Raw genomic sequence first — 25,494 nt, 5'->3', positions numbered from 1 at the left:
TTGCGGAATACTGAAGGCATTTCTAAAAAGGAAAGGAAAGTGCTAGAGTGATCAAATCGCTAGTTAATTTTTTTAAAAAAAAGAATGATATTGGTGTTACTGAAGATGATCTAATCAATACTAAGAGAGCTTTACAAAATATAAATAGATTATCTGAACAATTGGACGAAGAAAATTTTTGTAGAATGTTCAATTCCACCCTAAATGTTTTTGATTTAGATATATCTAATCAAGAGAAAGCAAAACGGATATTGGCAAAGTCACAGGTATTTGGTGGGATGGGATCTTGGAATGATTCTCCGGGTTACGAAGCTTACAGATTAGGTATTCAAAAGGAATACGAAGAAGTTACAGAAGAGCTGTATAAACAGCGATCAATTCTTCAGGAAAAGATCAGTTTTTCCGAAAAGAATCAGTTATTAAAAATAAAGGAAGAAACTAATATGGAAATTAATATAGATAGACAAAGTATTTGTATGGGTGATGACATGGAGAGTCACGCAAAATTATATGAAATAAGCGATATGACAACTTTTCTAGAACTCTTTACTAAATTGATAGAAGATAATTATTTTCCATATACAGGTAAAAATAATATTGTTTGGGTTCTAAGATTTAATGGAAAAGATATAATTGCTTGGAAAACAAGAGAAAATAAATTTATTGAATACAACGAGACTAGTTATCTGGTATCAAAAGATCAAGAAATAATTCCGACTGTTGTTTTCAAGTATTATAGTTCATTCAAAGAGTGGGAAGAAAAGAATAAGTATTAGCAAAGTAATCAGTATTTTTCAAAAAGGCTCGTTCGTATTATGGATGAATATTCTTTGGCTACAGCTGTGAATCTTCCAGGAAGATTTCTCTAAAAGCGAACGGTAAGAATTCTTAAAGTTGAAGATAGATCGGCTTCTCGAAACGGATGAATAGCAGCATACGTGAGATTCAAAATGTTCAGTAGTAGCTTTTGTACGAATAAAAATCAGAAAGATAACTAAGTGATGAATAATGAAATGAAAATTACAGAATGGCTAACGGTTTGTCCAGATTTTAAATTAAGTAAAATAGAAGAAAATTCAATTATTAATAAATCGTTGGTATGGGGTAAGTTGCCTAACAAATCATTTAATGGAGTAACATTCGCAGAACTTAAACACTATCTTGTTGATAGCTATCAATGGAATACTGAAGATACTCCCAAAAACGATCGGTTTTAATCTTAAAGTTAGAAATCACTTTTATAATTTTTATTATTGATCTCTGTTTTTGCTTATTGTTTTTGTTAATCAACTAATCACTCATAAGCATACCTTTTGACAGAAATAGCAAATTATTGTTATTTTAATAGATAGATATAAATTGAGACAATAACTGATAGGAGGTTCACTTTGAGTAAGCTAAAAAAAACAATTGTCACTGTTTTTCTTTTTTTATTTATGTATCTGTGTTTTTCAGTGATAGTTTCCAATCAAACATATGTATCTATACCATTTTACTTATTAAATTTGGATGAGTATCCATTAGTTGGGGATTGGCTCCCTGTGATTACATTCTATCTTGCAGGTAGTGTCTTCATTGTTTTATTTATTTTAATGTTGGGTACGATATTTTACCCAAAAAAATTGAGCCAATTTAAATTTAAAAAAACAGATGGCGTTTTACGAATTACCAAAAAGGCGGTTGAAGGAGTTGTTTCTGAGGCCTTGATAGCAGAGAAGTTGATGGAAAATCCAAATGTGAAAGCAACAATGAGTCAAAGAAAGATAAAGATAAAAGTTAAAGGTGATTTTCAAATATTTTCAGATTTATATGGTAAAACTGATCAATGGAGTAAAAATTTAGAAACTCAACTACACGATTTGATTGGACCTGATGTAAAAATTTTAATCAAAATTAAATTCGAAAAACCTCGACCAGAAAATAATAATCGTGTGACATAGGAGGAAACGCATGAATGAGATATGGGAAACATACCGAGGACCTATTATTGGTGCACTAGCAGGTTTGCTTATTGCACTGTTGATGTTGACTTTAGGTTTTTTTAAAACAGTTCTAATTATCGTATTTATTCTTATAGGTGGTTTTATGGGATGGTATGCTACTGCGCATGGATTGATAGATATCTTTCTTTCTAAAAAAAGAAAGTAAAACTATAAATAATTAACTAAAAGAAGGGATTTGAAGATATGGACAACAAAAATGTACCTAAAAAAGAAGAAGAAAATGTAAATGGAATTAAGGGTGAACTTACTTATGATGATAAAGTGATTCAAAAGATAATCGGGATTGCGTTAGAATCAGTCGATGGATTATTAACAGTTGAAGGCGGTTTTTTCTCAAATGTTGCTAATAAGCTTGTTAATAGGGAAGATGTTACTACTGGAATCGATGTTGAAGTAGGGAAAAAACAAGTGGCTGTTGATTTAGATGTTGTCACCGAATACGGCAGAGACATTGCAGCGTTATATGAAAAAATCAAAGAGGTCATCTCTAGAGAAGTGGAAAAAATGACTTCTCTTAAAGTAGTGGAAGTTAATGTAACTGTAACAGATGTAAAATCAAAAGAACAATATGAAGAAGATTCAACAACTGTTCAAGACCGATTAAGTGATGCGACAGAATCAGTAGGCAATTTCACAAGTGAACAAACAGAAAAAGCAAAAAAAATGGCAAGTAATGGTATATCGAAAGCAAAAGATGCAACAGAGTCAAGAGTTCAATAAACTATTAAATTTAAACCTCTCAATAACAAATATTTAGTGGTTTTATTGTGTTCAGTATAGTTTCTCAAAATAAATATCCAGGATAGAGAATTTCTCTATCCTTTTTTCATTTAAGTAGCTGTACCAAAAACATTGGTTTTAGGTGAAGAAAAGGAAACTATAACAGAGAGTTTGAATTCGATAAAAGAACAAAAATGAGGATAAAAATATCAAAGAGTGACTTTTCCTTATTTTCAAATTTTACAGCAGTTCTCGGAGATAAAGTGAGGGATACCATTAACTGTTTAGTTAGAACAGTTTTAATTCACAAAGAGAGCCCATGTATCGGTTGATACATGGGGTACTTGGGGTAATCAGGATTATGTCAGCTAGGTAGTTAAATAATAAAGAATGGTTATATAGACCCATTAAAAATTTCTGTTTCGTTATTTTTAAGATCAACAACTTTGAGGAACTGGGTCGATTTCACAAAAATACTCTTATAAAATTTTTGATTATCTTTTGAAAAAAGGAGGACTCTTTTTTCTGAATTATCGACTAGTTTAGTAACCTTAAAATTATTTGGAGTAAAAATTGTTGTTATTTTTGTTCCTTCTTCAAAATTATTTAAATTTTCTTGATTCTCTGAATTAAATTGTACATTTTGGCTCTCTGCAGCTTCAGTTTGATCAATGCTCCGAGTTGAACTATTTGTAACGTTCGACTGTTTTAAGGAACACCCTCCAAGTGATAATATAAGGAATGCTAATAAAGTTATTTTTTTCATAAAATTCTCTCCAGTTCATTTAATTGTTTAAGATAACTATTAGTTTTAGTTTATCAGAAATGAAGTTAGTAGCGTTAAAATTTTAATAAAATTACTTAGAATAATTCGATTTATGTAAATATACTTCTTTATATTTTACAACAAACAAGACATGATTGAAAATAGATAAAAATACCTGGAATTTATAGATGTTTTATTTGTACCAAAAACGTTCGTTATTGGAAATAGACATTTTACAAATAATTAGAGTTCCCGTCGAGGTGCTTATCTTCATTCTATAATGTCAAAGAGTCTTCCCTTTTTAGTTACATTCATTTAAACTAATGATAGCAAACTGTATTTTACAAAAGGAAGGCTATAGTTGTTTATTAATAGCACAACCAGTGTAGCAGGGGCGTGTCAGCTTTATTCAGCCAATCTGCAAGCGCATTAAATAGAATTTCTGTCTCTGTTAGTTCAGGACAAACCAATGTTGGAGGAAATAGTGCAGCAATACAGAGTTTTTCAACCTTTCAATCTAGTCTAAAAGGGATCTCTAACAGTGTTGTACAAGCAGGGGACAACATTCATTCTGTCGCCAAAGAGTTTGAATAGATTGATCAAAAAATTGCTCAGTTACCGACTCTTTCTTTTGGAGGGTTGAGATAATAAAATTAATAGCACAACAACTCTTTGACGAAAAAAAATATCGTTTCAATAATCAATTGGAGGAACTTCAAGAAGCACAACGAGAGAATAAAAAAGAGCAAGGATTTCATTGAACAATTACAAGAACGCTTTTATAGGGTGCAACAACAAGAACACAAACTATATGAACATTCGTTGAATGAAGTAGATCCAGAAGAAAGACCCTTTTTTGAAGAGCGACAAGACGAGGGTTTCCATTTGTCACGTAAAGCATTACAGGAATTTGAAGAAGAACAAGAACAATTGGCACAAGAACGTAAGAACTTGTTAGAGCAAGAGGATTCTGTCCGTTTCGATCAACGAACTTTCTTAAAATCGGAAGGAAAGGAGAATCTTAGTGGGACTAAAATTTAGTGTATCAGAAGCACAAACGAGAAGCTCACAGGCTGCACAAGTTAGTACACAAGCCCAACAAGCGGCCGCTTCTTTACAACAAAGCGTAAGTTCGTTTCTATCTGCCCCTTTATCCAGTAAAGCCTATGATTCTGCAAAGAGTTACTTTATGGTTGCCTACACGCCAATTTGCCAGTCTATTATTATGACAGGTGAAGCATTAGCTAATGCCCACAAGAAATTTCTAAGTGAGTATCAATCAACGGTTAGTGGTATGGATATGGATGAGGATAAAATCTTAGCAGAAATTGACGACTACAGGGCGTTATTGCATACGATTGACGAACTAATACGTGATGCGAAAACACCTAGACCAGATTTGGAAAAACGATCGATGAATGCCTACGAAGCCATGCAAAAGAGACAAGAGAAGCTAGAAAAGTTTCGTGCATACAGTGCGCAGTCAGCAAGCTACTTTGATGAATACAACTCGTCACAACAGGAATTAGACAAAGGTCTTGCCCAAGTGAAGGACTGTAAAGCATGGAATGCTGCTTCAGGGACGTTTGATATCAAGAAATTAGACATGAATTGGGCAAAGCCAATTGCGACTCGTTGGGGAGATCGCCAGAAAAAAATTGATGCTAAAGTAAAAGCATATACTCTTGCAAATCAAGAGATTATAACAAAATTTGATGAATATGGGAATGTCTTGGGTGTGTATGTTGATGGAAAATTTGATGCAGAATTAACGAGTACATTGCAAGAATCTATTAGGACGCAAAATATAGATATGATTAAAGGCTTCGGGTCTGGATTTATTGATCAGTTGGCTAATAATAATGGTAAATCTTTATTAAATGAATGGTTTGGGAAAGAAAATTTGGCGCAGAATTTTCAGGAACAAAAAATTATGCTGTAGGGCAATTTGTAGCAGACTTAACTTCTTTAGTACAAGGTGGAGCAGAGTTTATCGGCGGAGGAATATGGGCCTTTGGTGGTTCAGCAGCGTTCACTGTCTTTTCAGGTGGTGCAGGAGTAGTTGCTGTTCCTGCAATTAATGCAAGTGGATTAGCAATATCTGGTCATGGAACTGGTGTGTTTACAAGTGCTTGGGGGAACCTTGGGGACGGTTATAGTTATGACTCTGGGAAGTCTGTTAATAACATGGATGAATTTTTTGATACAGACTTTGGATTTGATTTTAAGACGAATACCTCAAAAACTAAAAAACGTGTGGATGGACAGAATGTTTATAAAGTTGGAAATAAAAATCTAAAAGAATATGGATTGAAAAATGGAGATCAAATTTATCTAGATGGGTTACATAAAGATCATTTGGAAGTATTTAATAGCAACGGAAGATTCCAAAAAGTATTGAACCTAGATGGATCAATAAATGTTGAAAAAACAGCAAAAGGGATGGGGAGAGTTTTAAAATGACGATAAGCTCGCAAGTTTTTCTTGATTTATTAAAACTGTATGAACAAGTAAATGAAAAAAATGGTAATAAGATTGATTTAACAGCATTTAAAATAGATAATGATGTTGCAGAAGGAGAAAAGAGCATTGTCTATGATTTAAAAGAAGATGTGATAGATGACATTATTGATGAACTAAAAAATATGAAAGAAATTATGACAGAGTTGAATAGTATAGATGTGACTAAGAGCATGGAAGAGCTTAATTATATGTACAAATTTAAACTAAATATGGTTAAGTTAATTGGTATCTATTCGAGTCTCAGTAGTGATTTTGATGACTTATATGAGTTTCACAGTAAATTTCTTCAAAGTTTTCCAGAAGGACCAAAAAATGATTCTGAGCTTCTCTAAATAAATAACACCAGATGAAAGAGTTACAAGATATTATGTAAAATTTTATAAGAGTTCACCTATCCCGAAAATATGGTTTTAGGCTAAGGAATGAACCATATATTTTATAACAAATTAGTAAGTAGTCAAAAGTGATTTTGCACAGCTGCAGTGAGATCACTTTTTCAATTTATATATATATATGTGATTGATTATTGTATACAATAGCATTTTGAATTAGGTAGCTTAATCAGATGTTGCTTAAAAACAATAGGAAAGAGGGTGATAGATCATGATGAACAAGCTAAAAAACAAGTGGTGGTTATTTACTATTTTATCTGGTATTTGTTTATACTTAAATCCTTATTTTGGATTGTTTTCTATTGTTACAGTACTTATTCTATTTTTTGATATCATTTATTGTATCCTTATTAAAGGTCACTTTAATATCTTTTCAAAAAGAATAGCAGATAAAACAGAACATAATGATACAATCAAAAAAGTATTTAGCAAAGAAATCCTTTTTTTTAAAATTGGGAAATTGTTTACTACTGTCTGTATGATCTTTGTGATACTTGTAATTTTCATAAATAATATAGAAATACAAAAAATAATGGCTCCATATTATTTTTTATCAATAGAACAAAATTTTGGCATACAAGTAATGTTAATTGTTTTGGCTGTAGCTTCAATAATATTTTCGTTTATTTTATTTTGGATGTATGTAGATCTATATAAACTAAGATTGAATGAATTAGAGTAGTAATGTGTACATTAATAATTAATTCCCAAAAGTATCAATAGAAGGGGGGTAGAAAAATGCGACAAAATCATAAAATGGGTGACTATCTGTATAAAAAAGGGAATATATATAAAATTGTCCCTCATTGGGATGATTTGTTCGCTTATGGTGGTCTCGTCTCATTATTTTTACAAGAATCAACAGGGAAAATGTTTTATAGTCCCTATTTAATAGAAAAAGATGACTTTAGTTACATACCTGCAACAACAGAACAAATAGAAATGTTTGACTTGGTAGAAAAAAATTATCACTGATTCTCAAAAAATGCTGTTAACAGGAGGTAAATTAATGATCGATAAAATCAATAGTATGGACACAGAAATACTAAAATTGCTCACACTTGCAACGTCAGAAAAGAATAGTGAAAAAATATTGGAAGATTACTTAGGACCTTCTAATAAACACTTGTATGTAAAGCGTTGTAATAATGTGGCAGTAGGTTGTATAGGCATTAATATATCCGACGGAAACTCATTAACAATTACTCATATAGCTGTTGGAAAACCTTATCAGAGGAATAGAAATGCTAGTGAAATGATTGATTTTATCAAAAGAGTATATAAACCATCAATGATAATCGCTGAGACAGACAACGAAGCAGTAGGCTTTTATCAAAAATATGGGTTTAAAATAAATAGCCTAGGTGAAAAATATCCTAATGTTGAGCGTTTTCAGTGCTCTCTTATAATAAATCATCATAAGAACGATGTATCAAAAGGACAAACGAAAAAACTGTAGACATCATCCCATTTCAGGACATCGTCTACAGTCTGAGACACCTTCCAAACAATGGAAAGTGTCTTTTTCTTCTTATTCTTAGAAGAAAGCTCCTACAATTGAACCAACTGTATAGCCAACATTATACCAAAAACCTGGTGCAGCTACTTCTTCATATTTTTCGATACGAGATAAAGTCATCATAATTTGCTCCTTTCTATAAAAATTTATTCAAATAATTGCTACTATTTCTTAAAAGAAAGCTCCTACAATTGAACCAATTGTATAGCCTACGTTATACCAAAATCCCGGCGCGGCTACTTCTTCATACTTTTCGATTTGCTTTAAGACCATTGAAAACCCCTCCTTTTTTTAATAAAAATAGTCGTATTAACCTCTAATTCCGTCAACAAGTCCATGACAGAAGTCAATAATATTTGCCACGATCCCTGGAGCTGCGACTGCTTCGTACTTCTCAACTTGAGTTAAAATCATCATTTTAGTTCCTCCTTTTTTTAATCTTTAATGGTTCAAATTAACCTCTGATTCCGTCAACGAGTCCGTGACAGAAATCAATAATATTTGCCACGATCCCTGGAGCTGCTACTGTTTCAAATTTTTCCACTTGCGCTAAAGTCATCATCTTAGTCCCTCCTTTTTATCTACTTGTTGTTGGATAACTTTGACATAATCAACACACTCTCTGATTTCCTGTTTACAAGTCTGCTTCGATTTTGCGGAATCAATAAAAGCCAATGTTCTTATTTTGTACTTGTAACTCAACAGCATGAGCTCTTTTGATAGACTGGAACAGATCACGATAAAGTGTAAAGGCAGATAGTTATCATGGGCTAAAAACTCTTTACTAAACCGCATAAATGTTTCAACAGTTGGAATGTAAATAAAATAGAGGCTTAAAGAATTTTTTACGGGCAAGTGATGAAATGAGCGCTCATTTTTCATGCATACGTATGATGTAGACACATCTTCTTCTGCGACTTCTTTTAGCGCTTTCGTTATATTTGTATATTCAGTTTCATAGATAATTGAATACAAATGTAGTAATTCATTGCTCCCCATGTGACGATCCTCCTTTCAATTTACAACGGATCTTATCAAGTTTGTACGTGTTATCCTTGCTACACCACTAACTATACAGTGCTTCTTCAAATAAATACTTCTCTCCCTTCAAACAGTTCGCTTTTTGTCGCGAACTGTCTTGAATGAACCATTCACGGCGGAAAAATTACCGTTTATGAAACACGATTCTCTTCCTTTAACATATTCGATAAAGTCATAGTATCAATAAAAATTGGAGGACGAAAAAATGAAAATGACTGATTTACAGATAACAGAAAAAGAAGATCATTATGTTGTCCTAAAAGAAGATCAATATTTTCGATTAGGTATTTCAGAAGGAAAAGTTCTAACAGAATTAAAGGAAGGACGTTCACTAGAAGCGATCTCCGAACAATATGGGGTTCCTATCGAGGAAATAGAACGCTTTATTCACTCGTTGGAAGAGCTAGGTGTATTAGGGGAGAAAAAAGTAGAAAAAAAGAATTGGCTCTATTACAGAATCAAGGTATTCAATCCTGATAATCAATTTCAGTGGGTCGTAGACCATTTACTCAAAAATAAGCTCTTTAACCGACTGTTCCTTTTAATCTTGGGTGCTATTTGTCTAGGAGGGATTGTGGAGTGGGGACTGCATTCCCAAATGATTCTCACTAATATTTCTTATGACATAACAGTGAAAAATATTCTGATCCTTTATACAGGAACAATTTTAACAGTGTTCTGTCATGAGCTAGGGCACGGCTTGGTCTGCAAGTATCACGGTGGAAAAGTGAAAGAAATTGGTTTTTTATTTATTTGTGGTTCACCAGCGCTATTTTGTGATGTGAGTGGGGTCAGAGAATTTAATGAAAAAAGAAAAACGTTGGCTACATTGTTAGCAGGGGTAATGGTTCAATTTATCATTACAGCGTTATCTGTGATGGTATCTATCCGTATGGGCGGAGCAAATGCGTTGTTAAATACATTCATTTTCTGGAACTTGATCATGATGCTGTCCAATCTTTTGCCTGTGACGAAACTAGATGGCTATTGGATACTTTCAACTCTGTTAAATATTCCCAATCTCTATGACAAGTCGATTAAATTAGCTTTAGGCAAGAAAAAAGATGTTCTGTTTAATAAATATGAAGAAAGCAAAGCTGGACTTATAAAATTTTATGGAATCATGAATCTCCTCATTATGTCGGTAATGATTATTAGTATGATTTTAGGTATTTCAAAAATAAAACTTGAAAGCAATAATGTTTTTTCCACAGGGTTAACTATTTTCCAAGGTATTCTTGGGTTCGCCATGATTTTTTATTTGCTAAGAATGATTGTAAAAGTACGGAGAGAGAACTAAATAATAGAAAGAAGTGAAATGTGTAATGATTGAACTTAAGTCTGTTTTCAAAAGCTATAAATTAAAAAAAGAAACGGTTCCAGTATTAAAGGATATCCAGCTAACGATAACAAAACCTGGGCTGGTTTACCTAATAGGGGAATCAGGCAGTGGCAAATCTACTCTGCTGAATATTATTGGTGGGTTGGATCAGATCGATCAAGGCAGCTACTGCCTTTTTGGAGCAGATACAGCAACCTTGAGTGAAAAAAAATGGGCTGCGATCCGCCAAAGTAAGATGGGGATTGTATTTCAGCAGTATAACCTGATCGACCACTTATCGATTTTAGAAAATGTTAAATTGAGTTTAATGTTAGGGAAGTCTAATGAAAAGGAACAGAATGCAAAAGCAGAAGCATTATTGAAAAAGGTAGATATGTGGGAAAAAAGGGACTATTTTCCAAATCAATTAAGCGGTGGACAAAAACAACGTGTAGCAATTGCTCGTTCCTTGGCTAATGATCCAGAAATCCTCTTGGCAGATGAACCGACGGGTGCATTGGATTCAGAAAACGCAGATAACATTATGGCCCTCTTCAAAGAAATTTCTGAACAAGGAAAGCTGGTCATCATCGTGACGCATTCACAAGACTATATGGAACTGGCAGATCAAATCATTGAATTGGCGGATGGGAAGATTATCAATGAAACACAGATAGCGACCAATAGCTCAGTCCAATCAGCTAAAAATAAATTAAGGCAAAAAAGATTGTCGCTAGCCGCTGTTGTGAAGCTAGCCTTTCGCAATATCAACAGTAAAAAGAGCCGGACATTCCTAACGGCTATGGGTGCCTCAATTGGAATCATGTCGGTCTTACTGATTTCGTTCTTTAGTCTAGGAATGAACAAGTATATTGAAAATGAATTTAGTATCTATCAAACCAACCAATTGTTAATGGTGAATAAAGCTGGATACGGTTTACTCTCAGAGGAAACCAGGGCAGAGCTTGCGAAACAACCGGGAGTGAAAGAAGCAGTAACTGATTATGTTTTTTCAGCGAGTTTGAAAAGTGGAGAAAAGGTCCAAAACATGAGTCTGTATACAGCTTTAGATAAGAAAAATATCTCTTTGTACAATGAAAGTATTTTAGAGAGTGGGCAAATGCCGATCAAAGACACAGAAATAGCTATCCCCGAAGACACAGCAGATCAGTTTTTTGGCAGTGCAGAAAAAGCAATAGGACAAGAAATCGAGCTAGTGACACAATTAATGTCAAAAAGTGAGATGATGCCAACGTCGCAAAGAAAGGTAACCATTTCAGGAGTGACGCGAAAGAAAATCGTAGAACTGCTAAATCTAGCCTATGTTTCCCATTCTTTAGCGGAATCTTTAACGAATGATTTTGACTTAACAGCAAAGCAGTCAACGGGAATGATTTTACTCTTCGATACTGTTGCAGCTAGTGAAAAAGTCAATAAATCACTAAAAAAAGAGGGCTACATCTCCGTTACACCTGAAGAAGATACCGAAACAGGCAAACAGTATATCACCATTCTCTTTGTCTTCTTAGGCTTAGTAGCAGGTATTTCCTTAGTCGTTGCAGCGATCATGATTGCAATTGTGATTTATGTTAGTGTGATCGAACGTAGAAAAGAAATCGGTATTTTAAAATCCATTGGTGCAGCCAGAAGTGATGTGCGACGTTTGTTTGTAACAGAAGGTGCGATGATCAGCTTATTAGGTGGATTTACCGGTGTTCTGTTGAGTTTAGTGATTGGGACAATTGCGAATTACTTACTAAAAAACAAACTAGACTTTGCTACCTCCTTACTTGAGTTTAATGGTGGCACAATCATCATCATGCTTGTCTTTAGTGTGCTATTAGGCATGATTGTTTCCTTCATACCTGCTAGAAAAGCAGCAAAAGCATCAATTGTTTCCGTTTTAAATAATCCATAGAGGTGAGAAAATGATTCGTATTGAAAATGTAACGAAAAGTTATCAACTAAAAGATGAAACGATAACCGTTTTAAAAGAACTTTCTTTTGATATCTATTCGGGTTTAACGTATATTTCAGGGAAATCCGGAAGTGGGAAATCCACTTTATTGAATATTATTGGTGGGATCGATCAGGCAAGTAGCGGTCAAATTTACTATGATGATCTAGAAGTCACTGATTATTCAGAAAAGGAATGGGCTGAGTTTAGGAAAAAAAATGTTGGGTTTATTTTTCAATCCTTCAATCTTTTAGACCATTTGACTGCTCTGGAAAATGTAGAAATCAGCTTAATGCTTGCAGGTGTAGAGAAGAAAAAAAGGCGGGCAAAAGCGCAAACTCTTTTAGAAAAAGTTCATATGACAGAGTATAGCCGACACCGACCAGGCGAATTAAGTGGCGGGCAAAAGCAACGGATTGCTATTGCCCGAGCTTTAGCCAATGATCCAAACGTCATTCTTGCAGATGAACCAACAGGGGCTTTAGATAGTAAAAATTCAGATGAAGTAATGGCTGTTTTAAAAGAAATTAGTGAAGAGGCTGGCAAAACAGTGGTCGTCATCACGCATTCAAAAAAATATACCTCACTTGCAGATCAAATCATCTATTTGAAAGACGGCAAAATTGAAGAAATCCAACAGCAAACAACGATAGTTGCTCATTCAAAAGCAGTGGTGAACGCTGTTCGTAATTTTTCGTTGTTATCGACCCTTAAATTGGCATTTAGCAATATGAAAAAAAGGAAAGCAAGAACATTTATTACAGCTTTAGGCGCTTCTGTAGGAATCTTTGGTATTTTGATGATCACGTTTTTAGTAGCAGGTTTAACAAAGCAAATGAATACGATTGCCTCAGACCGAGTGAGTGAAAATACACTTGTTGTTTCCAAAGAAGATAAGCAACTATCGCCTGTTTCAGATAAAAAGAAGTTAGCGACAGTGGATGATGTGGCTCTTGTTTATGAAACGAACCGTTTCCGTACACAATTAGAGTATGGAGAAAAGCAGCTACAGGCTGAAGCAATCAATATTGCACCAAAAAAATCAACTATTTCTGAGAATTATATTGATTTGGGGGAAGTTCCTTTAAATCCAGGTGAAATCGCTTTGTCAGAAGAGATAGCGAAGCAATTATTCACACAGTCAACAGAAGCTTTAAATAAAAAAGTGACAGTAAAAACGCAGTTGATTACAGCGGATACAACAGCCGTCTATCCTGTAGTAAGTAGTGAATTTACGATCATAGGTATTTTCAAAGATGAAGAACAGCATCAAGCAAGAGTTGAGCTATCCTATAAAAGTGCACAGCAACTGATGCAAAAGGACGAATCCACCAAAAATCTGACGAATTACTTTACCATCGTTCCAAAAAATTTAAACAGTATCGATGGACTAATGAAACAACTAACGAAAATGAACTATTCTTCTGAAGATAATACATTAACATCAATGAAGAATTACTTGAATATTGCCAGAAGTATTTTGGTCGTCCTATCGTCGATTTCATTAGTTGTCTCTACGTTATTGATTTGTGTTGTATTGTATATCAGTGTGACGGAACGAACTAAAGAAATCGGTATTATGAAAGCTTTAGGTGCGACACCTACGAACATTCAGCGTTTATTTCTTGTTGAAGGTGGATTGATTGGATTGGCAGGTGGTGTCTTGGGCTTAGTTTCTGCACTAGGAATTTCTTATGCTTTAAATGCAGTGATCGAACACGCTGTTAAGTCGATCAAGTTTCAGTTCTTTACGTTTGATGTAGCAATTATCGTCATGTTATTGGCTTTTAGTGTTTTGATTGGTGTATTGGCAGCCTATTTTCCAGCTAGGTCAGCTAGTAAGAAAGTCCCTTTGGAAGCATTGCGTTTTGAATAACACAGAAAGGAGCAGCTTCAATGGTTCAAGGTGTATTAATTGATAATCAGAAAGAAACGATTTTGGTTCCATTCAGTGAACTTCTCTATATTCAGACGACAGAAAATTCGCATAAATTGAAAATCGTTACCTTAAAAAATAGTCACTATATCTATAGCTCATTAGATAAACTAGAAGTAGAATATCCTGCGCTCATTCGTTGTCATCGAACGACCTTAGTCAATCCTAAAGCAATCAAAGGAATCGATAAAAAGAAACGAGCAATCATCTTCTTTGAAAGCCCTCAGGAAACATGTAATATTTCAAGACGTGTCTACCAGAATTTGCGTCTATCTTGGTTAGAATATTAGGAGACTAAATTGCAACAGACGAAGGAACAACAAATAATGACTGTTCCTTCGTCTATTTGGCGTAAATTATTGACCATCTTCAAGCTAAAACAATAAGTGAGAAGCTAATTTTTCATTATTTTCTACAAGGCGAAAACATTTTGAGGTGGAAAACGAACGGTTTGGGGTGTATAATGACTAAAACATTTCCTTTCTTTTGTATAATTAAATTGTCATAAGGAGGGAAAAGTATGTATCATTCGATTTCATTATTTATTCTTAGAAAGAAACTCAATTGTGATCATTTTTTATCAACAGAGGAATTTGCCTATGCAGTATATAATCTAGAAATGTTACTGATTAATCTAGAGAAAGTCATCATTATTTATCTTTTTTCTTATATTTTTCTGACTATTCAAACAACATTGATTGTTCACTTGTCTTATTTTTTGATTCGACTGTTTGCAGGAGGATGGCACGCCCAGTCTTCAAAAGGGTGTACTCTTAGTTCGATTTTTATCTTTATATTGCTTCCTAATCTTGTACAGTCATTGCAGGTTACGGTGAACACATCGTTGTTTATCATTCTTGCGATGGGGATATGTGCGACTATTTGGACCTATGCGCCTGCTGGGACAGAGAAGCGAACGATAACGGATGCTGTATTACGCAGAAAATTAAAGCAAAAAGCATTATTCGTCACATGCCTCCTACTAGTATTTGCTTATGTAACACCCGTAGCCGATTTACGCACGTTAATGCTCTTAGGCATAGGTGTTGAAACAATGACGATCCATCCCTGTTTCTATCAATTAATGAAAAGAGGAAATAAAAATGATTAAAAATGTGAAAATCCAAAAATTAATTCGAAAATATTTGCTCAATACTTCATACGTTTGTCCTTATTTTTTCTATGAACCAACACATCCAAAGCTGAACAAGTCTAAAGAGACGTCGAAATGATTCCGAGTATTACGCTTCTAGTATTACTTTTGATTCAACTTGTAGCACTTATGCTGATTTATCAGCAAATCAGTAAATCAACACTATTCTGGAAGGAAATTGTAGGACTCTTTTTAGTGGCCTTTCTTACGTTGTCCTTTATGAATTATTTTTTCTATTTAATTATTATCCTATACTTCTACGTGATAGGAATACGGCATCATTTAAAGAATAAAAAGCATCTAGCTGCCTTTTACGCCATTTACAGCGTGACAATTTTATCCGTGATTGGAAATATCGTGCAGTTGCTGATCGACAAGTTTTTTTTGACGAATATTCCGATCACGCTATTGTTACAATTGGCACCATTCTTTATGAATACCTTGATGCTTCATCTGTTCAAAACCAATTTTGATTTTCTAGTAGAAAATTATGAACAGATCAATAAAAAAATTCTGGTCAATATTAATGCCTTGCTGTTCCTTTTATGCACCATTCAGTTTATTGGTTATTTTTTCGAACTAAGAAGCCAGAATATAGACCGATTGAATGTGATGAAAACCTTTGCTTTTTTTGTGATTATTCTTATTTTGTTGTTTTATTTGAATATGAAAACGCAACTACTCCAAAAAGAACAGCTGGAGAAACTAAAGGAAATGCAACTGAACGATCTAACGGAATATACCGCCCAAATTGAAGCTTTATATGGAGAAATCCGTAGTATTCGCCACGATTATGTGAACATTATTGCTAGCTTGAAAACTGGGATCGAAGAAAATGATATGGCACAGGTGAAAGAAATTTACACGGATGTTTTAAGTGAAGTGAAACAATCATTACAAAATCAAAAATATGATCTGATACAGCTTAGGAAAATCAAAATCCCAGCTGTAAAGGGAATCCTTTCGGCAAAACTGTTGGCAGCCCTTCAAAAAGAGATTGTTGTAAATATAGAAATTTTGAATGAGGTAGAAGAATCCTACTTTAATACATTAGATTTTATTCGGATTCTTTCAATCTTTTTAGATAATGCGATTGAAGCAGCTAGTATTTCAGATCAAAAACAAGTGACGATTTGCTTGATTCAAGAAACAAATAAGCAAGTTATTATTATTAACAATTCCACACGAGACACCGTGATCGACAAGCGAAAGATGTTTACTAAAGGCTATTCCACCAAAGGAGAGCAACGTGGTTTAGGCTTAGCGATCGTAAAAGATATTTTAGGCAATTATCCTAATGCGTCGTTAGAGACAGAGTTTCAAGCAAATCATCTTACGCACACAGTAGTGATTCAGAAGAAAGGAGCAACAGGATGAATGTTTTTATACTAGAGGATGATTTGTTTCAGCAGCAGTACTTAAAACGAATGATCGAGCGAATCGTAAAGCAAAACCTTTGGATGTGTACCAAGCTTATTGCGACATCGAAACCCAAAGAATTACTGGCTGAAATTGCGAATAGTCAAAACGGTGCGAATATTTATTTTTTAGATATTGAAATCAAACGAGAGCAACAGGCAGGACTGGAGCTAGCCAAAGAAATCAGACTGCTGGACCCTTTTGGACAATTGATTTTTGTTTCTACTCATTCTGAATTTCTACCCATTACCTTCAAATATAAATTGACTGCTTTGGATTTTATTGACAAGGGGTTTGATGAAACTGAATTTTCTAAACGTGTCGAAGAATGTCTGGAGATTGCATTTACCAATAAAAAAGAGTTGGTTGCTTCTGATGCATTTGTGTTTAAAAATCAACATTCCGATTTTCAAGTTCCTTTTGCGGATATTTTATTTTTTGAGACAACGGAAATCACCCACAAGATCCGCTTGATCACAAAAAATCGATACACGGAATTTTATGCTAAGCTTCAAGAAATCGAAGCGATGGATTCTCGTTTTTATCGTTGTCATCGCTCGTATGTTCTCAATGTTGGCAATATTCAGTCTGTGGACAGAGTGAATAAGCTCGCCTTTTTTGATGGAGAGGAACAGTGTATGATTGCGAGAAATAAAGTGAAAGAATTAATCCATAAATTAGAAGAGGTTCGGTTGATTCGGTGAAAATAGACAAATGGATAAAAACAAGCTGCTGCTTACCATGTGATAGCAAAAAAATGGTTGGTTGTGATAATACGATAAGCAGCAGCTTGAAATCCGCAAGTTCTGGTCGTTTGCGCATTTTTTACTCAATACTTGATTTTCCGCTAAATCAAGTATTAAGGGTACGGCTATCTTAAGAGTAGAACGGGACATTTTATCCTTCAATCGGGTTGAAAATTATTTACTGGTTCTGTGTTCTGTCCTATTTTGTACGCATTGACTCAGCTGCCTTTTTTGATTGAATGAAAAATGCCTGGTAGCGATCACTCAGAAGATACCCGATCGTAAGCACCAGTTGGTAGAATGCAAATACGAAAGGAGTCGTATTTGAAAGGAGAGAAAGGTGCTTACGATGTATAAAAAGAGCGAAAAAAGACGGCATTAGCTACCAACTAATACCGTACAAAAGTGCAACAAATACCCACCAACTGCTTCAATCTAAACAAGAATTGTAAAAAACACTAGTATTTCTTACAAAAATTGAGTAAAATGAAAGAGTCGATATGAAAATATTGACTTCGGCAACTTATATTATTAGTTTGTGCTGATAATATGAGGCTCTGTATTTGGGTTACCGCCCTTGTACAGAGTGCCTTTTTATTTTGTTTTTCGCTCTAATTACCTGATGTTAAACACAAAAAAATGATATTAGTCAGCTACTAATACCATGAAGCGTTCGTTAAATAACCATTCACTACCAGGATCGAGTACGTAAAAAAGAATGGCAATCCGTTCTTACTTTTAGTACAATAAGGGTAGTCAATAAGAAATTATTGGCGAGGCAACTTGTATTATTAGTTTGTGCTGATAATACAGGGCCCTGTTTTGAAGATTACCGTCTTCTGACAGGGCGCCTTTTTTTATTTTATGTTGTAAATTTATTCTAACTTAAAGGGGTTGGGATAGTCAATAGAATACTTGTGAAAGAATTTGAATTATCAAAAGAGTCCAAAAAAATGGACAAATATGATAAAAGTATGGGATTTTTTAAGATTTATTTGCGTTGTTTGACGTTCGTTCATGGACGAATGCTTACGTGGCTAAAAATAACTGTCTAAGCTTTTTTTTATACGCTAAACTGAAACAAAAGTAGTTGAGATGAAGAAAAACATGTGGTAAGATTGATTTGTAGATATTATGAAACAAAAAAAGCCTGATTGGCGTCAGACTTCTTTTGCTACTAATTTTGATACGTAACCTAAATAATTAGGCTTGCAAAAACAAGTTGGCATTCCTGATTTAGTATCAAAAAAAGTATTGCATTACATACTTATTTCTTTAACTGACCACAAGATGCCTTCGAAAACTTCTTGTTGGTCTTTTTTTTGCTTTTACATCTGATTTTAGTTCTTTTAGTTTTATGATGTTCTCTGATAATTAATGCAGGAATATCCATAAATAATACCAAAACAAATAAAATCACAGAAATCCATGCTGGAAATCCGCTGATATAGTTAAGCAAAAAAGTACATATAAGTGTACTTTGTTTCATTCTGACCCTCACGTAATTTATTTACCAAAACCAAAGTGAGTTTACAATTATTTTTCATGTATCACACTCCATTTGATAGTATTAGGAGTGCTACTTGTTTTCTAATTATTCAGTTACCTATAACTATATCAAATTTACATAGATATTCGCAATAGATATAGTAATATTTATTGATCTTTGTGTTTTTTTATTCATACTGTTAGCGAGTGAGACAAGATAGATAAAAAGGGTCTTTGCCAACGTTCGTTGATAAAGACTCTTTTTAAGAAGAACAATGATTCAGCTTGTTTATGAACTATTTCATAAACTTCACATTCTGAACGAACGCTTCCAACTCTTCTCTACGCTCGATATTATGGTTACATTTCTCACTATCGTAGCAAATATAATTCCCACGCTTCGTATACATCCCATCACCAGATTCTTTCACCTTAGACAAAAACATCGAAACTTCTGACGTTTCATGACAAATCGGGCATATGCCTTTTTGCGTCGTAGGAGAAATTGTTCCAGAAACACCGACTAGCTGTCCATAGATGGAAGCGATAATGAATTTTTGCTGTTTCCCACTATCATTCCAGTTATAAAAGGTATAATCACGCAAGTCCATTGTTTCCCACTCTGGGATTTTCAATTTCTTCGTCTTTTTAAAGAGCTTTGTCAGTTGTTGTTTTGAAGGCGGAGCAAACGGAATGACTGCTTCTTTTAACCCTTCCAAATAATGTTCCAGTCTAGGTTTAGAAGTCGCAGCTTCTAAAAATCCTTCTAGCAATGGCTGTAACTGATTTTTATCCGCACCAAACTGTTCATTGATGTTCTCAAGAACGATCGCTTGTAGTGTTTTGATTGTATTTTTATCATTTACAGATAAATGGGCTTGCAGTAAAATATTGGCTTGTTTGCGAATAAAATTAAATTGATAGGGTTGTATTTGTTTCATCATAATGGATTTCCTCTCTATCATTCAAGTGATAAAGTACTTTGCGTAAAGGCAATCCTTCAACAACCAAAGTACTTTATTATGTCAAACTTGAATGGGCTTTTGATTGAGATACGTGTGTTTGTTTAAGTATCATATTATCACCCCCTAATTTTCTTTCATTATAACGCAAAGGTCTGAAATTATAAATTGGTATAGCAAAAAAGCAATTGGTTCAGTTGAAAAACCATAAAGAGTAGGCTAAACTAAAACATGGCGCTATTTTAAATTAAACTAAACGATTAAAAATAAAACAAATCTTAGGAGTGAAGCAATTGGAAAACAGATATGTCATCATCCTGGCTGCTGGTAAAGGAACACGCATGAAGTCAAAACTATATAAAGTGCTGCATCCTGTCGCTGGAAAACCAATGGTGGAACACATCATGGATCAAGTAGAAAAGACGAATCCAAGTGAAGTTGTGACGATCGTCGGTCATGGTGCCGAGGCAATCAAAAGCCATTTAGGTGAACGTAGCCAATATGCTTTACAGGCTGAACAATTAGGAACAGGGCATGCGGTGTTGCAAGCAGAAGCACATTTAGCAGGAAAACAAGGCACTACTCTTGTGATTACAGGAGATACACCATTACTAACTGCTGAAACTTTATCGAATCTTTTTAACTATCATCAAGGAAAAAATGCCAGTGCGACGATTTTGACCGCTCATGCAGACGATCCAACTGGATATGGTCGTATCATTCGTGATCATGTAGGGATTGTTGAAAAAATCGTGGAGCAAAAAGATGCTTCTGAGCAAGAGGCGCGTGTGCAAGAAATCAATACTGGAACATTTTGTTTTGATAATGAAGCACTATTCAATGCCTTATCTAAAATTAATACCAACAATGCACAAGGGGAATATTATCTAACGGATATTATTGAGATCCTTAAAAAAGAAGGCAAGACAGTTGCCGCATATCAAATGGCTGACTTTGAAGAAGCGATGGGAATCAATGATCGTGTGGCTTTGGCTGAGGCTAATAAAATTATGCATCGTCGTTTAAACACGATGCATATGAGAAATGGTGTATCATTTGTTGATTCTGATTCAACCTATATTGATGAAGGCGTTGTGATTGGTTCAGATACCGTGATTGAAGCTGGTGTTCATTTAAAAGGGAAGACAGTGATTGGTGAAGATTGTATGATCGGCGCACATTCAGAAATCGTTGATAGTGTCATCGAAGATAATGTAAAAATCACACAATCAGTCGTTGAAGAAAGTATTATTCGCAAAGATGCGGATGTTGGACCCTTTGCTCATATCCGCCCACACGCTGAGATCGGCGAACGTGTTCATGTGGGGAACTTTGTGGAGATCAAAAATGCGACAGTGGCAGAAGATACGAAAGTCGGTCATTTGACTTATGTTGGTGATGCAGACTTGGGTAAAGATATCAATGTTGGCTGTGGTGTGGTTTTCGTTAATTATGATGGGAAAGACAAGCACCGGACAACTATTGGCGATCATGCATTTATTGGTTCAGCAACAAACCTGATTGCTCCTGTGAACGTTGCGGCGAATTCAGTTATTGCAGCAGGATCAACGATTACCGATGATGTAGCAGAATTTGACTTAGCGATTGCTCGTGCTAGGCAAGTGAATAAAGAAGGTTATGGGAAAAACATGCCTTATATGAATAACGAGAAATAAAGAAAAGATGACTGCATTTTTGTTCAGCAGTCATCTTTTTTTTATCCTATTTTCCGTTTCCGGTTATATTCATAGAAACTGTAACTAGAAAGACCAATAATTAGTAACCCTAAACTACCATATGCGACAATCGTTTCACCCATTTTTGGATAATTTGCTGTTTTTCCAACAGGTTTGGCTACTTTTATCTCATCAGGTTTCGTTGGGTCTTTTGGATCTGGATTTGGTACAGGTTCGGGTTTGTTTTGTTTATTGAACTCGGCTTCTGAAATGGAAATGATCCGTTCGCCGGGAAAGGCTTCTTTATATTGTGCAAGATCAATAGTTGTTGCCGCATCATAAAGGCGCAGGGTGGTTCCTTGTTTTAGATGATCGATTAAGACGGTATCTAAAGAAGGGCCTTCTTCTCGTTCGCCGCCTAACATATCGTAGCCATCGCCGCCAGCTGCTAAGAAATCATTCGTTGCCATATGATAGGTTGCCTTTTCATCGATCAGGGCAAATTTTCCAGTTGTGCGGTCCTGCACTTCTATTTGCAGAACTCGTTCGCCGACGAGGGTTTTATCTGTTCCGTTTCCTTCGTCTGCTGGCAGTAAAGAGCCCTTTTTCGTTGAATCGTAGTGTACACGAATTGTACTTGAAACATGGAGGAAACCACCATTTGCACCAAGTTTTGGCTGGTTGGAATCATCTAAAAGGATTGTGCCATTTTCGTCTTTTTGAGCCATTGAGCGAAGAGAAAGTTCAAACATTTCCTTGACTTCAGCACCAGTAACATTGATTTGGGAGATACTATTGCCAAATGGCATAACGGCAATGACATCACCCAAGGTCACTTTACCTGGTTCGATATTTGCTCGAATACCGCCGCCATTTGTGACCGCGAAATCGGTTTGATTATTGAAGCCGTGTTGGCCATATGCGAACATTGCATCGCCAATCAAATTTCCTAGATTGGTTTCTCTCGTGCGTACATTATCGCGTTCGCCATTGAATTGGTAAGGGTTATTTTCAATCACAACTTCTGAGCCCCAGGCTTCAAAATTCGCTCTAGCTTGATCGACTAACGCTTTAACAGCAGGATTTTCTTCTAAATCTGCTAATGATTGTGCGGGAGTTAATGAAGCGGTTTTTTTAGTAAAATCTGCCAAATCAACGGCAACTAAACCGACGTTGTTTAGATAATTTCCGGTTTGAGTGTATATGACATTGCCAAATTTCTTCCCGCCATCAACGGCTGTATGCGAATGACCATCCAAAACTGTAATATTCAAATCGGGAAATTCTTTGCTCAATGCCTCAGCTAAAGTATCACCACGCCATTCATGCGGGGTGGTTTCATCGATGCCTAAATGACTTGTTACGACATAGGCAGTCATTACTTCTCCTGAATTGTTGATTTCATTGATTGCTTTTTTTGTTTCAGTGATTGGATCGGAAAAAGTCACACCTTGTACATTATTTGGATGGGTTTTAGTCGCTGTTTCTGGTGTTGTTACGCCGATGATCGCATATTTTTCGCCACTTTTTTCAACGACTGTAGAGGGTTCAAAAACGAGCTCTCCATCTTTAAATGTATTGTTGGAAAGGATTGGGAAGTTTAATTCATCTTTATAGTCCAATGCAGTTTCCAAGCTAAAATCAAATTCATGATTCCCAACGGCCATTGCATCGTAACCAACTTCATTCATCACTTTGACCATATCTTTACCTTTAGAGAAATTAGAAATCGGCAGTCCTTGAAAGGCATCCCCCGCATCGATCAAGAGGTCTGGGTTCATCCTATTTTTATAGGTTTTCAAACGTGCCATCCCTAAGACATCTTTGCCATTTCCTTCCAAACGTCCATGTATATCATTAGTATGCATGATTGTGAAGGTTTCTGATTCGGGTTGATATCCTGCATTTTTCACGTCTTCTTTTGTGATAGGCTTAACGTTAGGCGTCCGACCATCGGCAGCAGGTTCTGTCTGTAATATACCGTCGTTGACTAATTTTACCGCTAAATCTCGCCAGTTTTTGTTAAAATGATAGCCGATTACTTCCCAGTTATTTTCGATTTCAACTGTGGGGTCAAGGGTTTGCTTTTCACGAATATAATCAGCAATCAAGCCACGTAATGTTTCAGGATCAGTAGATTTGATTGGTTCCCCTGTGACAATACCTTGTGCTAATAACCCTTCGTAGCGATAATTGTTCATAGCTATCGTATAGTTTGCCGTAAGATCAACTGGTTTCCCGTCGATCGTTGGATTGATTATGCGTTGTCCATGTGGTTTAGAAATATCAATCTTATAAGAAATTCCTGAAAAAATATCATAATTGTATACACGAATTTTTTCGTTAAAGCTGATTGTTAGGTCATCAGATCCGGGTGTATTGTAGTAATCCGCCTGGTTTTCCATGTATGTCAGTAGGTTTTCGCCAGTAATAGCGACACTGACAAGTGTATTAGGATATTTGTAAATATCAAAAATATTGGAATAAGAAATATCGCCAGCATTTAATTTACTATCTGCTTTAAAGAGGGCAGAAGCGGCTAGTTGAGCGCCTGTTGCTTGTCGTTGCACATTATTGATCAAAGAGATCATCGCAGTGGGACGTAGTTGTGCTTCTGGGATTCCTTTTACTTCTTCAGCTGGTAAAAAATGGCCAGTGGCTGTTCCGATTTTTTCTGAAATGAATTCTCTTGTTTTGTCATGGTATTCTTTCGTTTCAGCTTTTAATGCTTCATCTGCTGGGACCGTTTTGGTGCTTACAATAGCAGCATCACTGTTTTTAACTTGCCACTGGTCCCCATTTTTTTCAATATCAAGATCGATTTTGATCATTTCTGTTCCGGTATCTTTAGGTCCAGCTACTGGAACGAGCCCATTAGGACCTTGGATTTTTTCTGCAAAAGAGCGGTGATCGTGACCTAAAATATACGCATCAATGCCTGGAACGTTACTGATGACTTGATCGGCACTCGCAGCAGGATCAGCGTTTTGACGGCCAGCATGGATCGACGCTACAATGATATCTGTCTCATCTTTTAATTCAGCAACGGCTTTGGCTGCTTCTTCTTGCAAAGGATTAAAATAAAGGCTGTCTACTTTGGCGCCATCCCATAATGGAATTTGCGGTGTTGTGAGACCGATGATGCCGACAGTCAAATCGGTTTGTCCGTCTCCATTTAGGTCAATATTTTTTTTCATTGTACCACCAACAAAGCGATTGTTTGACTCTTTTACATAAGTGTTTGCTGATAAGATCGGGAATTTTGCTTCATTCTCAAGCTTTTTGATTAGATCTAAGCCAAAATTGAATTCATGGTTCCCTAAAACCATTGCATCATAGTTCATATAGTTCATGGCTTTGATCATGGGGTTTGGCTGAGCAATCAAAGGTGCTTTATTGTATAGATCATCTGTCAGAATCGTTCCTTGATTCATATCCCCATTATCGATCAAGATGGTTCCATTTGGATTTTCTGAGCGAACGCTATTTACAATAGAACTGACTTGAGAAAGACCGACTGGTGTTTGTTTGTCATCTTCGTAAGACCAGTTCCATAGCTGACCGTGAACATCAGAGGTTCCTAAAATCGTCAATTTTTGTGGTAGATCGTCCGTTTCATCTAAAGGTTTTTGAACGACATCTTGTTCATTTTTTACTGTACTTGAAGCAGTGGAACTTTCGGAAGTACGTGTTGAAGTTTCTTGTGTGTCACTACTCAGAGTGTTTTCAATCGCTAAAGCGGTGGTAGTACTAGTACCTACAAGTAATGTTGAAACCATCAATATCTGTAAACCCAGTTGTACTTTTTTCAAAACTGACTTTTTCACAAAATTCCCCCTCAAAATAATTAATGCTCAACAGGATGAAAGTAA

Annotated in this window: 25 protein-coding genes; 21 read left to right on the top strand and 4 right to left on the bottom strand. The window is 35.3% G+C overall.

Translation table 11 applies throughout. The features are described from left to right. Positions 1 to 47: 47 nt before the first annotated feature. From IGJ50_RS15570 to IGJ50_RS15550, 5 genes are all read left to right on the top strand, one after another. The gene (locus IGJ50_RS15570; protein ID WP_207121693.1) at positions 48 to 776 is read left to right on the top strand and encodes a hypothetical protein; all 729 of its coding nucleotides are present in this window, start codon (positions 48 to 50) and stop codon (positions 774 to 776) included. A gap of 237 nt (positions 777 to 1,013) precedes the next feature. Further along, on the top strand, positions 1,014 to 1,217 hold the full coding sequence (locus IGJ50_RS15565; RefSeq protein WP_207121694.1) for a hypothetical protein: 204 nt from the start codon (positions 1,014 to 1,016) through the stop codon (positions 1,215 to 1,217). 171 nt (positions 1,218 to 1,388) lie between these two features. After that, positions 1,389 to 1,940 carry an alkaline shock response membrane anchor protein AmaP gene (gene amaP / locus IGJ50_RS15560; RefSeq protein ID WP_157804654.1) on the top strand — a complete coding sequence of 184 codons (552 nt, stop codon included), beginning with the start codon at positions 1,389 to 1,391 and terminating at the stop codon, positions 1,938 to 1,940. A gap of 10 nt (positions 1,941 to 1,950) precedes the next feature. Continuing rightward, positions 1,951 to 2,148 carry a DUF2273 domain-containing protein gene (locus IGJ50_RS15555; RefSeq protein ID WP_069640458.1) on the top strand — a complete coding sequence of 66 codons (198 nt, stop codon included), beginning with the start codon at positions 1,951 to 1,953 and terminating at the stop codon, positions 2,146 to 2,148. 38 nt (positions 2,149 to 2,186) lie between these two features. After that, on the top strand, positions 2,187 to 2,723 hold the full coding sequence (locus IGJ50_RS15550) for an Asp23/Gls24 family envelope stress response protein (protein ID WP_069640459.1): 537 nt from the start codon (positions 2,187 to 2,189) through the stop codon (positions 2,721 to 2,723). A 394-nt stretch (positions 2,724 to 3,117) separates the two neighbouring features. Here IGJ50_RS15550 and IGJ50_RS15545 read toward each other — a convergent pair whose 3' ends face one another. Then, positions 3,118 to 3,489 (bottom strand): hypothetical protein, encoded by a 372-nt coding sequence (locus IGJ50_RS15545; RefSeq protein ID WP_069640460.1) that lies wholly within the window; start codon positions 3,487 to 3,489, stop codon positions 3,118 to 3,120. 396 nt (positions 3,490 to 3,885) lie between these two features. Here IGJ50_RS15545 and IGJ50_RS15540 point away from each other — a divergent pair, with 396 nt between their 5' ends. The 8 genes from IGJ50_RS15540 to IGJ50_RS15505 all read left to right on the top strand — a co-directional run bounded on the left by IGJ50_RS15540 (position 3,886) and on the right by IGJ50_RS15505 (position 7,863). Next, entirely contained in the window at positions 3,886 to 4,083 is a 198-nt protein-coding gene (locus IGJ50_RS15540; protein ID WP_207121695.1) for a TIGR04197 family type VII secretion effector, read from the top strand. Between the two features lie 192 nt (positions 4,084 to 4,275). Next, the gene (locus IGJ50_RS15535; protein WP_429951294.1) at positions 4,276 to 4,530 is read left to right on the top strand and encodes a hypothetical protein; all 255 of its coding nucleotides are present in this window, start codon (positions 4,276 to 4,278) and stop codon (positions 4,528 to 4,530) included. Continuing rightward, on the top strand, positions 4,514 to 5,431 hold the full coding sequence (locus tag IGJ50_RS15530) for a hypothetical protein (protein ID WP_429951292.1): 918 nt from the start codon (positions 4,514 to 4,516) through the stop codon (positions 5,429 to 5,431). The genes IGJ50_RS15535 and IGJ50_RS15530 overlap by 17 nt, the downstream gene beginning before the upstream one ends. Then, positions 5,374 to 5,952 (top strand): hypothetical protein, encoded by a 579-nt coding sequence (locus IGJ50_RS15525; protein ID WP_429951290.1) that lies wholly within the window; start codon positions 5,374 to 5,376, stop codon positions 5,950 to 5,952. Before IGJ50_RS15530 ends, IGJ50_RS15525 begins: the two co-directional genes overlap by 58 nt. After that, positions 5,949 to 6,344 (top strand): hypothetical protein, encoded by a 396-nt coding sequence (locus tag IGJ50_RS15520; protein WP_069639114.1) that lies wholly within the window; start codon positions 5,949 to 5,951, stop codon positions 6,342 to 6,344. Before IGJ50_RS15525 ends, IGJ50_RS15520 begins: the two co-directional genes overlap by 4 nt. A gap of 271 nt (positions 6,345 to 6,615) precedes the next feature. Continuing rightward, positions 6,616 to 7,086, top strand: coding sequence for a hypothetical protein (locus IGJ50_RS15515; RefSeq protein WP_207121696.1), 471 nt, complete (start codon positions 6,616 to 6,618; stop codon positions 7,084 to 7,086). A gap of 56 nt (positions 7,087 to 7,142) precedes the next feature. Beyond that, complete coding sequence (locus IGJ50_RS15510) at positions 7,143 to 7,379, top strand: hypothetical protein (RefSeq protein WP_069639116.1); 237 nt, start codon at positions 7,143 to 7,145, stop codon at positions 7,377 to 7,379. 34 nt (positions 7,380 to 7,413) lie between these two features. Then, entirely contained in the window at positions 7,414 to 7,863 is a 450-nt protein-coding gene (locus IGJ50_RS15505; protein WP_069639117.1) for a GNAT family N-acetyltransferase, read from the top strand. Between the two features lie 618 nt (positions 7,864 to 8,481). Here IGJ50_RS15505 and IGJ50_RS15500 read toward each other — a convergent pair. After that, positions 8,482 to 8,922 carry a hypothetical protein gene (locus IGJ50_RS15500; protein WP_069639118.1) on the bottom strand — a complete coding sequence of 147 codons (441 nt, stop codon included), beginning with the start codon at positions 8,920 to 8,922 and terminating at the stop codon, positions 8,482 to 8,484. Positions 8,923 to 9,169: 247 nt separating this feature from the next. Between IGJ50_RS15500 and IGJ50_RS15495 the strand changes: the two genes are divergently transcribed. The 7 genes from IGJ50_RS15495 to IGJ50_RS15465 all read left to right on the top strand — a co-directional run bounded on the left by IGJ50_RS15495 (position 9,170) and on the right by IGJ50_RS15465 (position 17,454). Continuing rightward, entirely contained in the window at positions 9,170 to 10,264 is a 1,095-nt protein-coding gene (locus IGJ50_RS15495) for a metalloprotease (protein ID WP_429951287.1), read from the top strand. 25 nt (positions 10,265 to 10,289) lie between these two features. Continuing rightward, positions 10,290 to 12,203 carry an ATP-binding cassette domain-containing protein gene (locus IGJ50_RS15490; RefSeq protein WP_429951285.1) on the top strand — a complete coding sequence of 638 codons (1,914 nt, stop codon included), beginning with the start codon at positions 10,290 to 10,292 and terminating at the stop codon, positions 12,201 to 12,203. 10 nt (positions 12,204 to 12,213) lie between these two features. Then, the gene (locus IGJ50_RS15485; protein ID WP_429951283.1) at positions 12,214 to 14,118 is read left to right on the top strand and encodes an ATP-binding cassette domain-containing protein; all 1,905 of its coding nucleotides are present in this window, start codon (positions 12,214 to 12,216) and stop codon (positions 14,116 to 14,118) included. Between the two features lie 20 nt (positions 14,119 to 14,138). Continuing rightward, positions 14,139 to 14,468 (top strand): LytTR family DNA-binding domain-containing protein, encoded by a 330-nt coding sequence (locus IGJ50_RS15480; protein ID WP_069639122.1) that lies wholly within the window; start codon positions 14,139 to 14,141, stop codon positions 14,466 to 14,468. A 230-nt stretch (positions 14,469 to 14,698) separates the two neighbouring features. After that, positions 14,699 to 15,289 (top strand): accessory gene regulator AgrB, encoded by a 591-nt coding sequence (locus tag IGJ50_RS15475; RefSeq protein WP_429951281.1) that lies wholly within the window; start codon positions 14,699 to 14,701, stop codon positions 15,287 to 15,289. A 117-nt stretch (positions 15,290 to 15,406) separates the two neighbouring features. Continuing rightward, positions 15,407 to 16,708 carry a sensor histidine kinase gene (locus IGJ50_RS15470; RefSeq protein WP_429951279.1) on the top strand — a complete coding sequence of 434 codons (1,302 nt, stop codon included), beginning with the start codon at positions 15,407 to 15,409 and terminating at the stop codon, positions 16,706 to 16,708. After that, complete coding sequence (locus tag IGJ50_RS15465) at positions 16,705 to 17,454, top strand: LytR/AlgR family response regulator transcription factor (RefSeq protein WP_207121699.1); 750 nt, start codon at positions 16,705 to 16,707, stop codon at positions 17,452 to 17,454. Before IGJ50_RS15470 ends, IGJ50_RS15465 begins: the two co-directional genes overlap by 4 nt. Before the next feature lie 1,826 nt (positions 17,455 to 19,280). Here the strand turns inward: IGJ50_RS15465 and IGJ50_RS15460 are convergent. After that, entirely contained in the window at positions 19,281 to 19,928 is a 648-nt protein-coding gene (locus IGJ50_RS15460; protein WP_429951277.1) for a FusB/FusC family EF-G-binding protein, read from the bottom strand. 311 nt (positions 19,929 to 20,239) lie between these two features. Between IGJ50_RS15460 and glmU the strand changes: the two genes are divergently transcribed. Then, the gene (gene glmU, locus IGJ50_RS15455) at positions 20,240 to 21,622 is read left to right on the top strand and encodes a bifunctional UDP-N-acetylglucosamine diphosphorylase/glucosamine-1-phosphate N-acetyltransferase GlmU (RefSeq protein WP_429951275.1); all 1,383 of its coding nucleotides are present in this window, start codon (positions 20,240 to 20,242) and stop codon (positions 21,620 to 21,622) included. A 41-nt stretch (positions 21,623 to 21,663) separates the two neighbouring features. Here the strand turns inward: glmU and IGJ50_RS15450 are convergent, their stop codons facing one another. After that, entirely contained in the window at positions 21,664 to 25,449 is a 3,786-nt protein-coding gene (locus IGJ50_RS15450) for a 5'-nucleotidase C-terminal domain-containing protein (protein ID WP_429951273.1), read from the bottom strand. Positions 25,450 to 25,494 lie beyond the last annotated feature (45 nt).

Origin of the sequence: Enterococcus sp. AZ101, from assembly GCF_050499005.1 — a bacterium.
Lineage (GTDB): Bacteria > Bacillota > Bacilli > Lactobacillales > Enterococcaceae > Enterococcus_L > Enterococcus_L ureilyticus.
This window is presented reverse-complemented; position numbering and strand designations above follow the sequence as displayed.

Coding starts and splice junctions, on each gene's coding strand:
- IGJ50_RS15565 (WP_207121694.1), top strand. CDS start 1,014: ATGAAAATTACAGAATGGCTAACGGTTTGTCCAGATTTTAAATTAAGT.
- IGJ50_RS15555 (WP_069640458.1), top strand. CDS start 1,951: ATGAATGAGATATGGGAAACATACCGAGGACCTATTATTGGTGCACTA.
- IGJ50_RS15550 (WP_069640459.1), top strand. CDS start 2,187: ATGGACAACAAAAATGTACCTAAAAAAGAAGAAGAAAATGTAAATGGA.
- IGJ50_RS15545 (WP_069640460.1), bottom strand. CDS start 3,489: ATGAAAAAAATAACTTTATTAGCATTCCTTATATTATCACTTGGAGGG.
- IGJ50_RS15525 (WP_429951290.1), top strand. CDS start 5,374: ATGGTTTGGGAAAGAAAATTTGGCGCAGAATTTTCAGGAACAAAAAAT.
- IGJ50_RS15520 (WP_069639114.1), top strand. CDS start 5,949: ATGACGATAAGCTCGCAAGTTTTTCTTGATTTATTAAAACTGTATGAA.
- IGJ50_RS15515 (WP_207121696.1), top strand. CDS start 6,616: ATGATGAACAAGCTAAAAAACAAGTGGTGGTTATTTACTATTTTATCT.
- IGJ50_RS15510 (WP_069639116.1), top strand. CDS start 7,143: ATGCGACAAAATCATAAAATGGGTGACTATCTGTATAAAAAAGGGAAT.
- IGJ50_RS15505 (WP_069639117.1), top strand. CDS start 7,414: ATGATCGATAAAATCAATAGTATGGACACAGAAATACTAAAATTGCTC.
- IGJ50_RS15500 (WP_069639118.1), bottom strand. CDS start 8,922: ATGGGGAGCAATGAATTACTACATTTGTATTCAATTATCTATGAAACT.
- IGJ50_RS15495 (WP_429951287.1), top strand. CDS start 9,170: ATGAAAATGACTGATTTACAGATAACAGAAAAAGAAGATCATTATGTT.
- IGJ50_RS15490 (WP_429951285.1), top strand. CDS start 10,290: ATGATTGAACTTAAGTCTGTTTTCAAAAGCTATAAATTAAAAAAAGAA.
- IGJ50_RS15485 (WP_429951283.1), top strand. CDS start 12,214: ATGATTCGTATTGAAAATGTAACGAAAAGTTATCAACTAAAAGATGAA.
- IGJ50_RS15480 (WP_069639122.1), top strand. CDS start 14,139: ATGGTTCAAGGTGTATTAATTGATAATCAGAAAGAAACGATTTTGGTT.
- IGJ50_RS15475 (WP_429951281.1), top strand. CDS start 14,699: ATGTATCATTCGATTTCATTATTTATTCTTAGAAAGAAACTCAATTGT.
- IGJ50_RS15470 (WP_429951279.1), top strand. CDS start 15,407: ATGATTCCGAGTATTACGCTTCTAGTATTACTTTTGATTCAACTTGTA.
- IGJ50_RS15465 (WP_207121699.1), top strand. CDS start 16,705: ATGAATGTTTTTATACTAGAGGATGATTTGTTTCAGCAGCAGTACTTA.
- IGJ50_RS15460 (WP_429951277.1), bottom strand. CDS start 19,928: ATGATGAAACAAATACAACCCTATCAATTTAATTTTATTCGCAAACAA.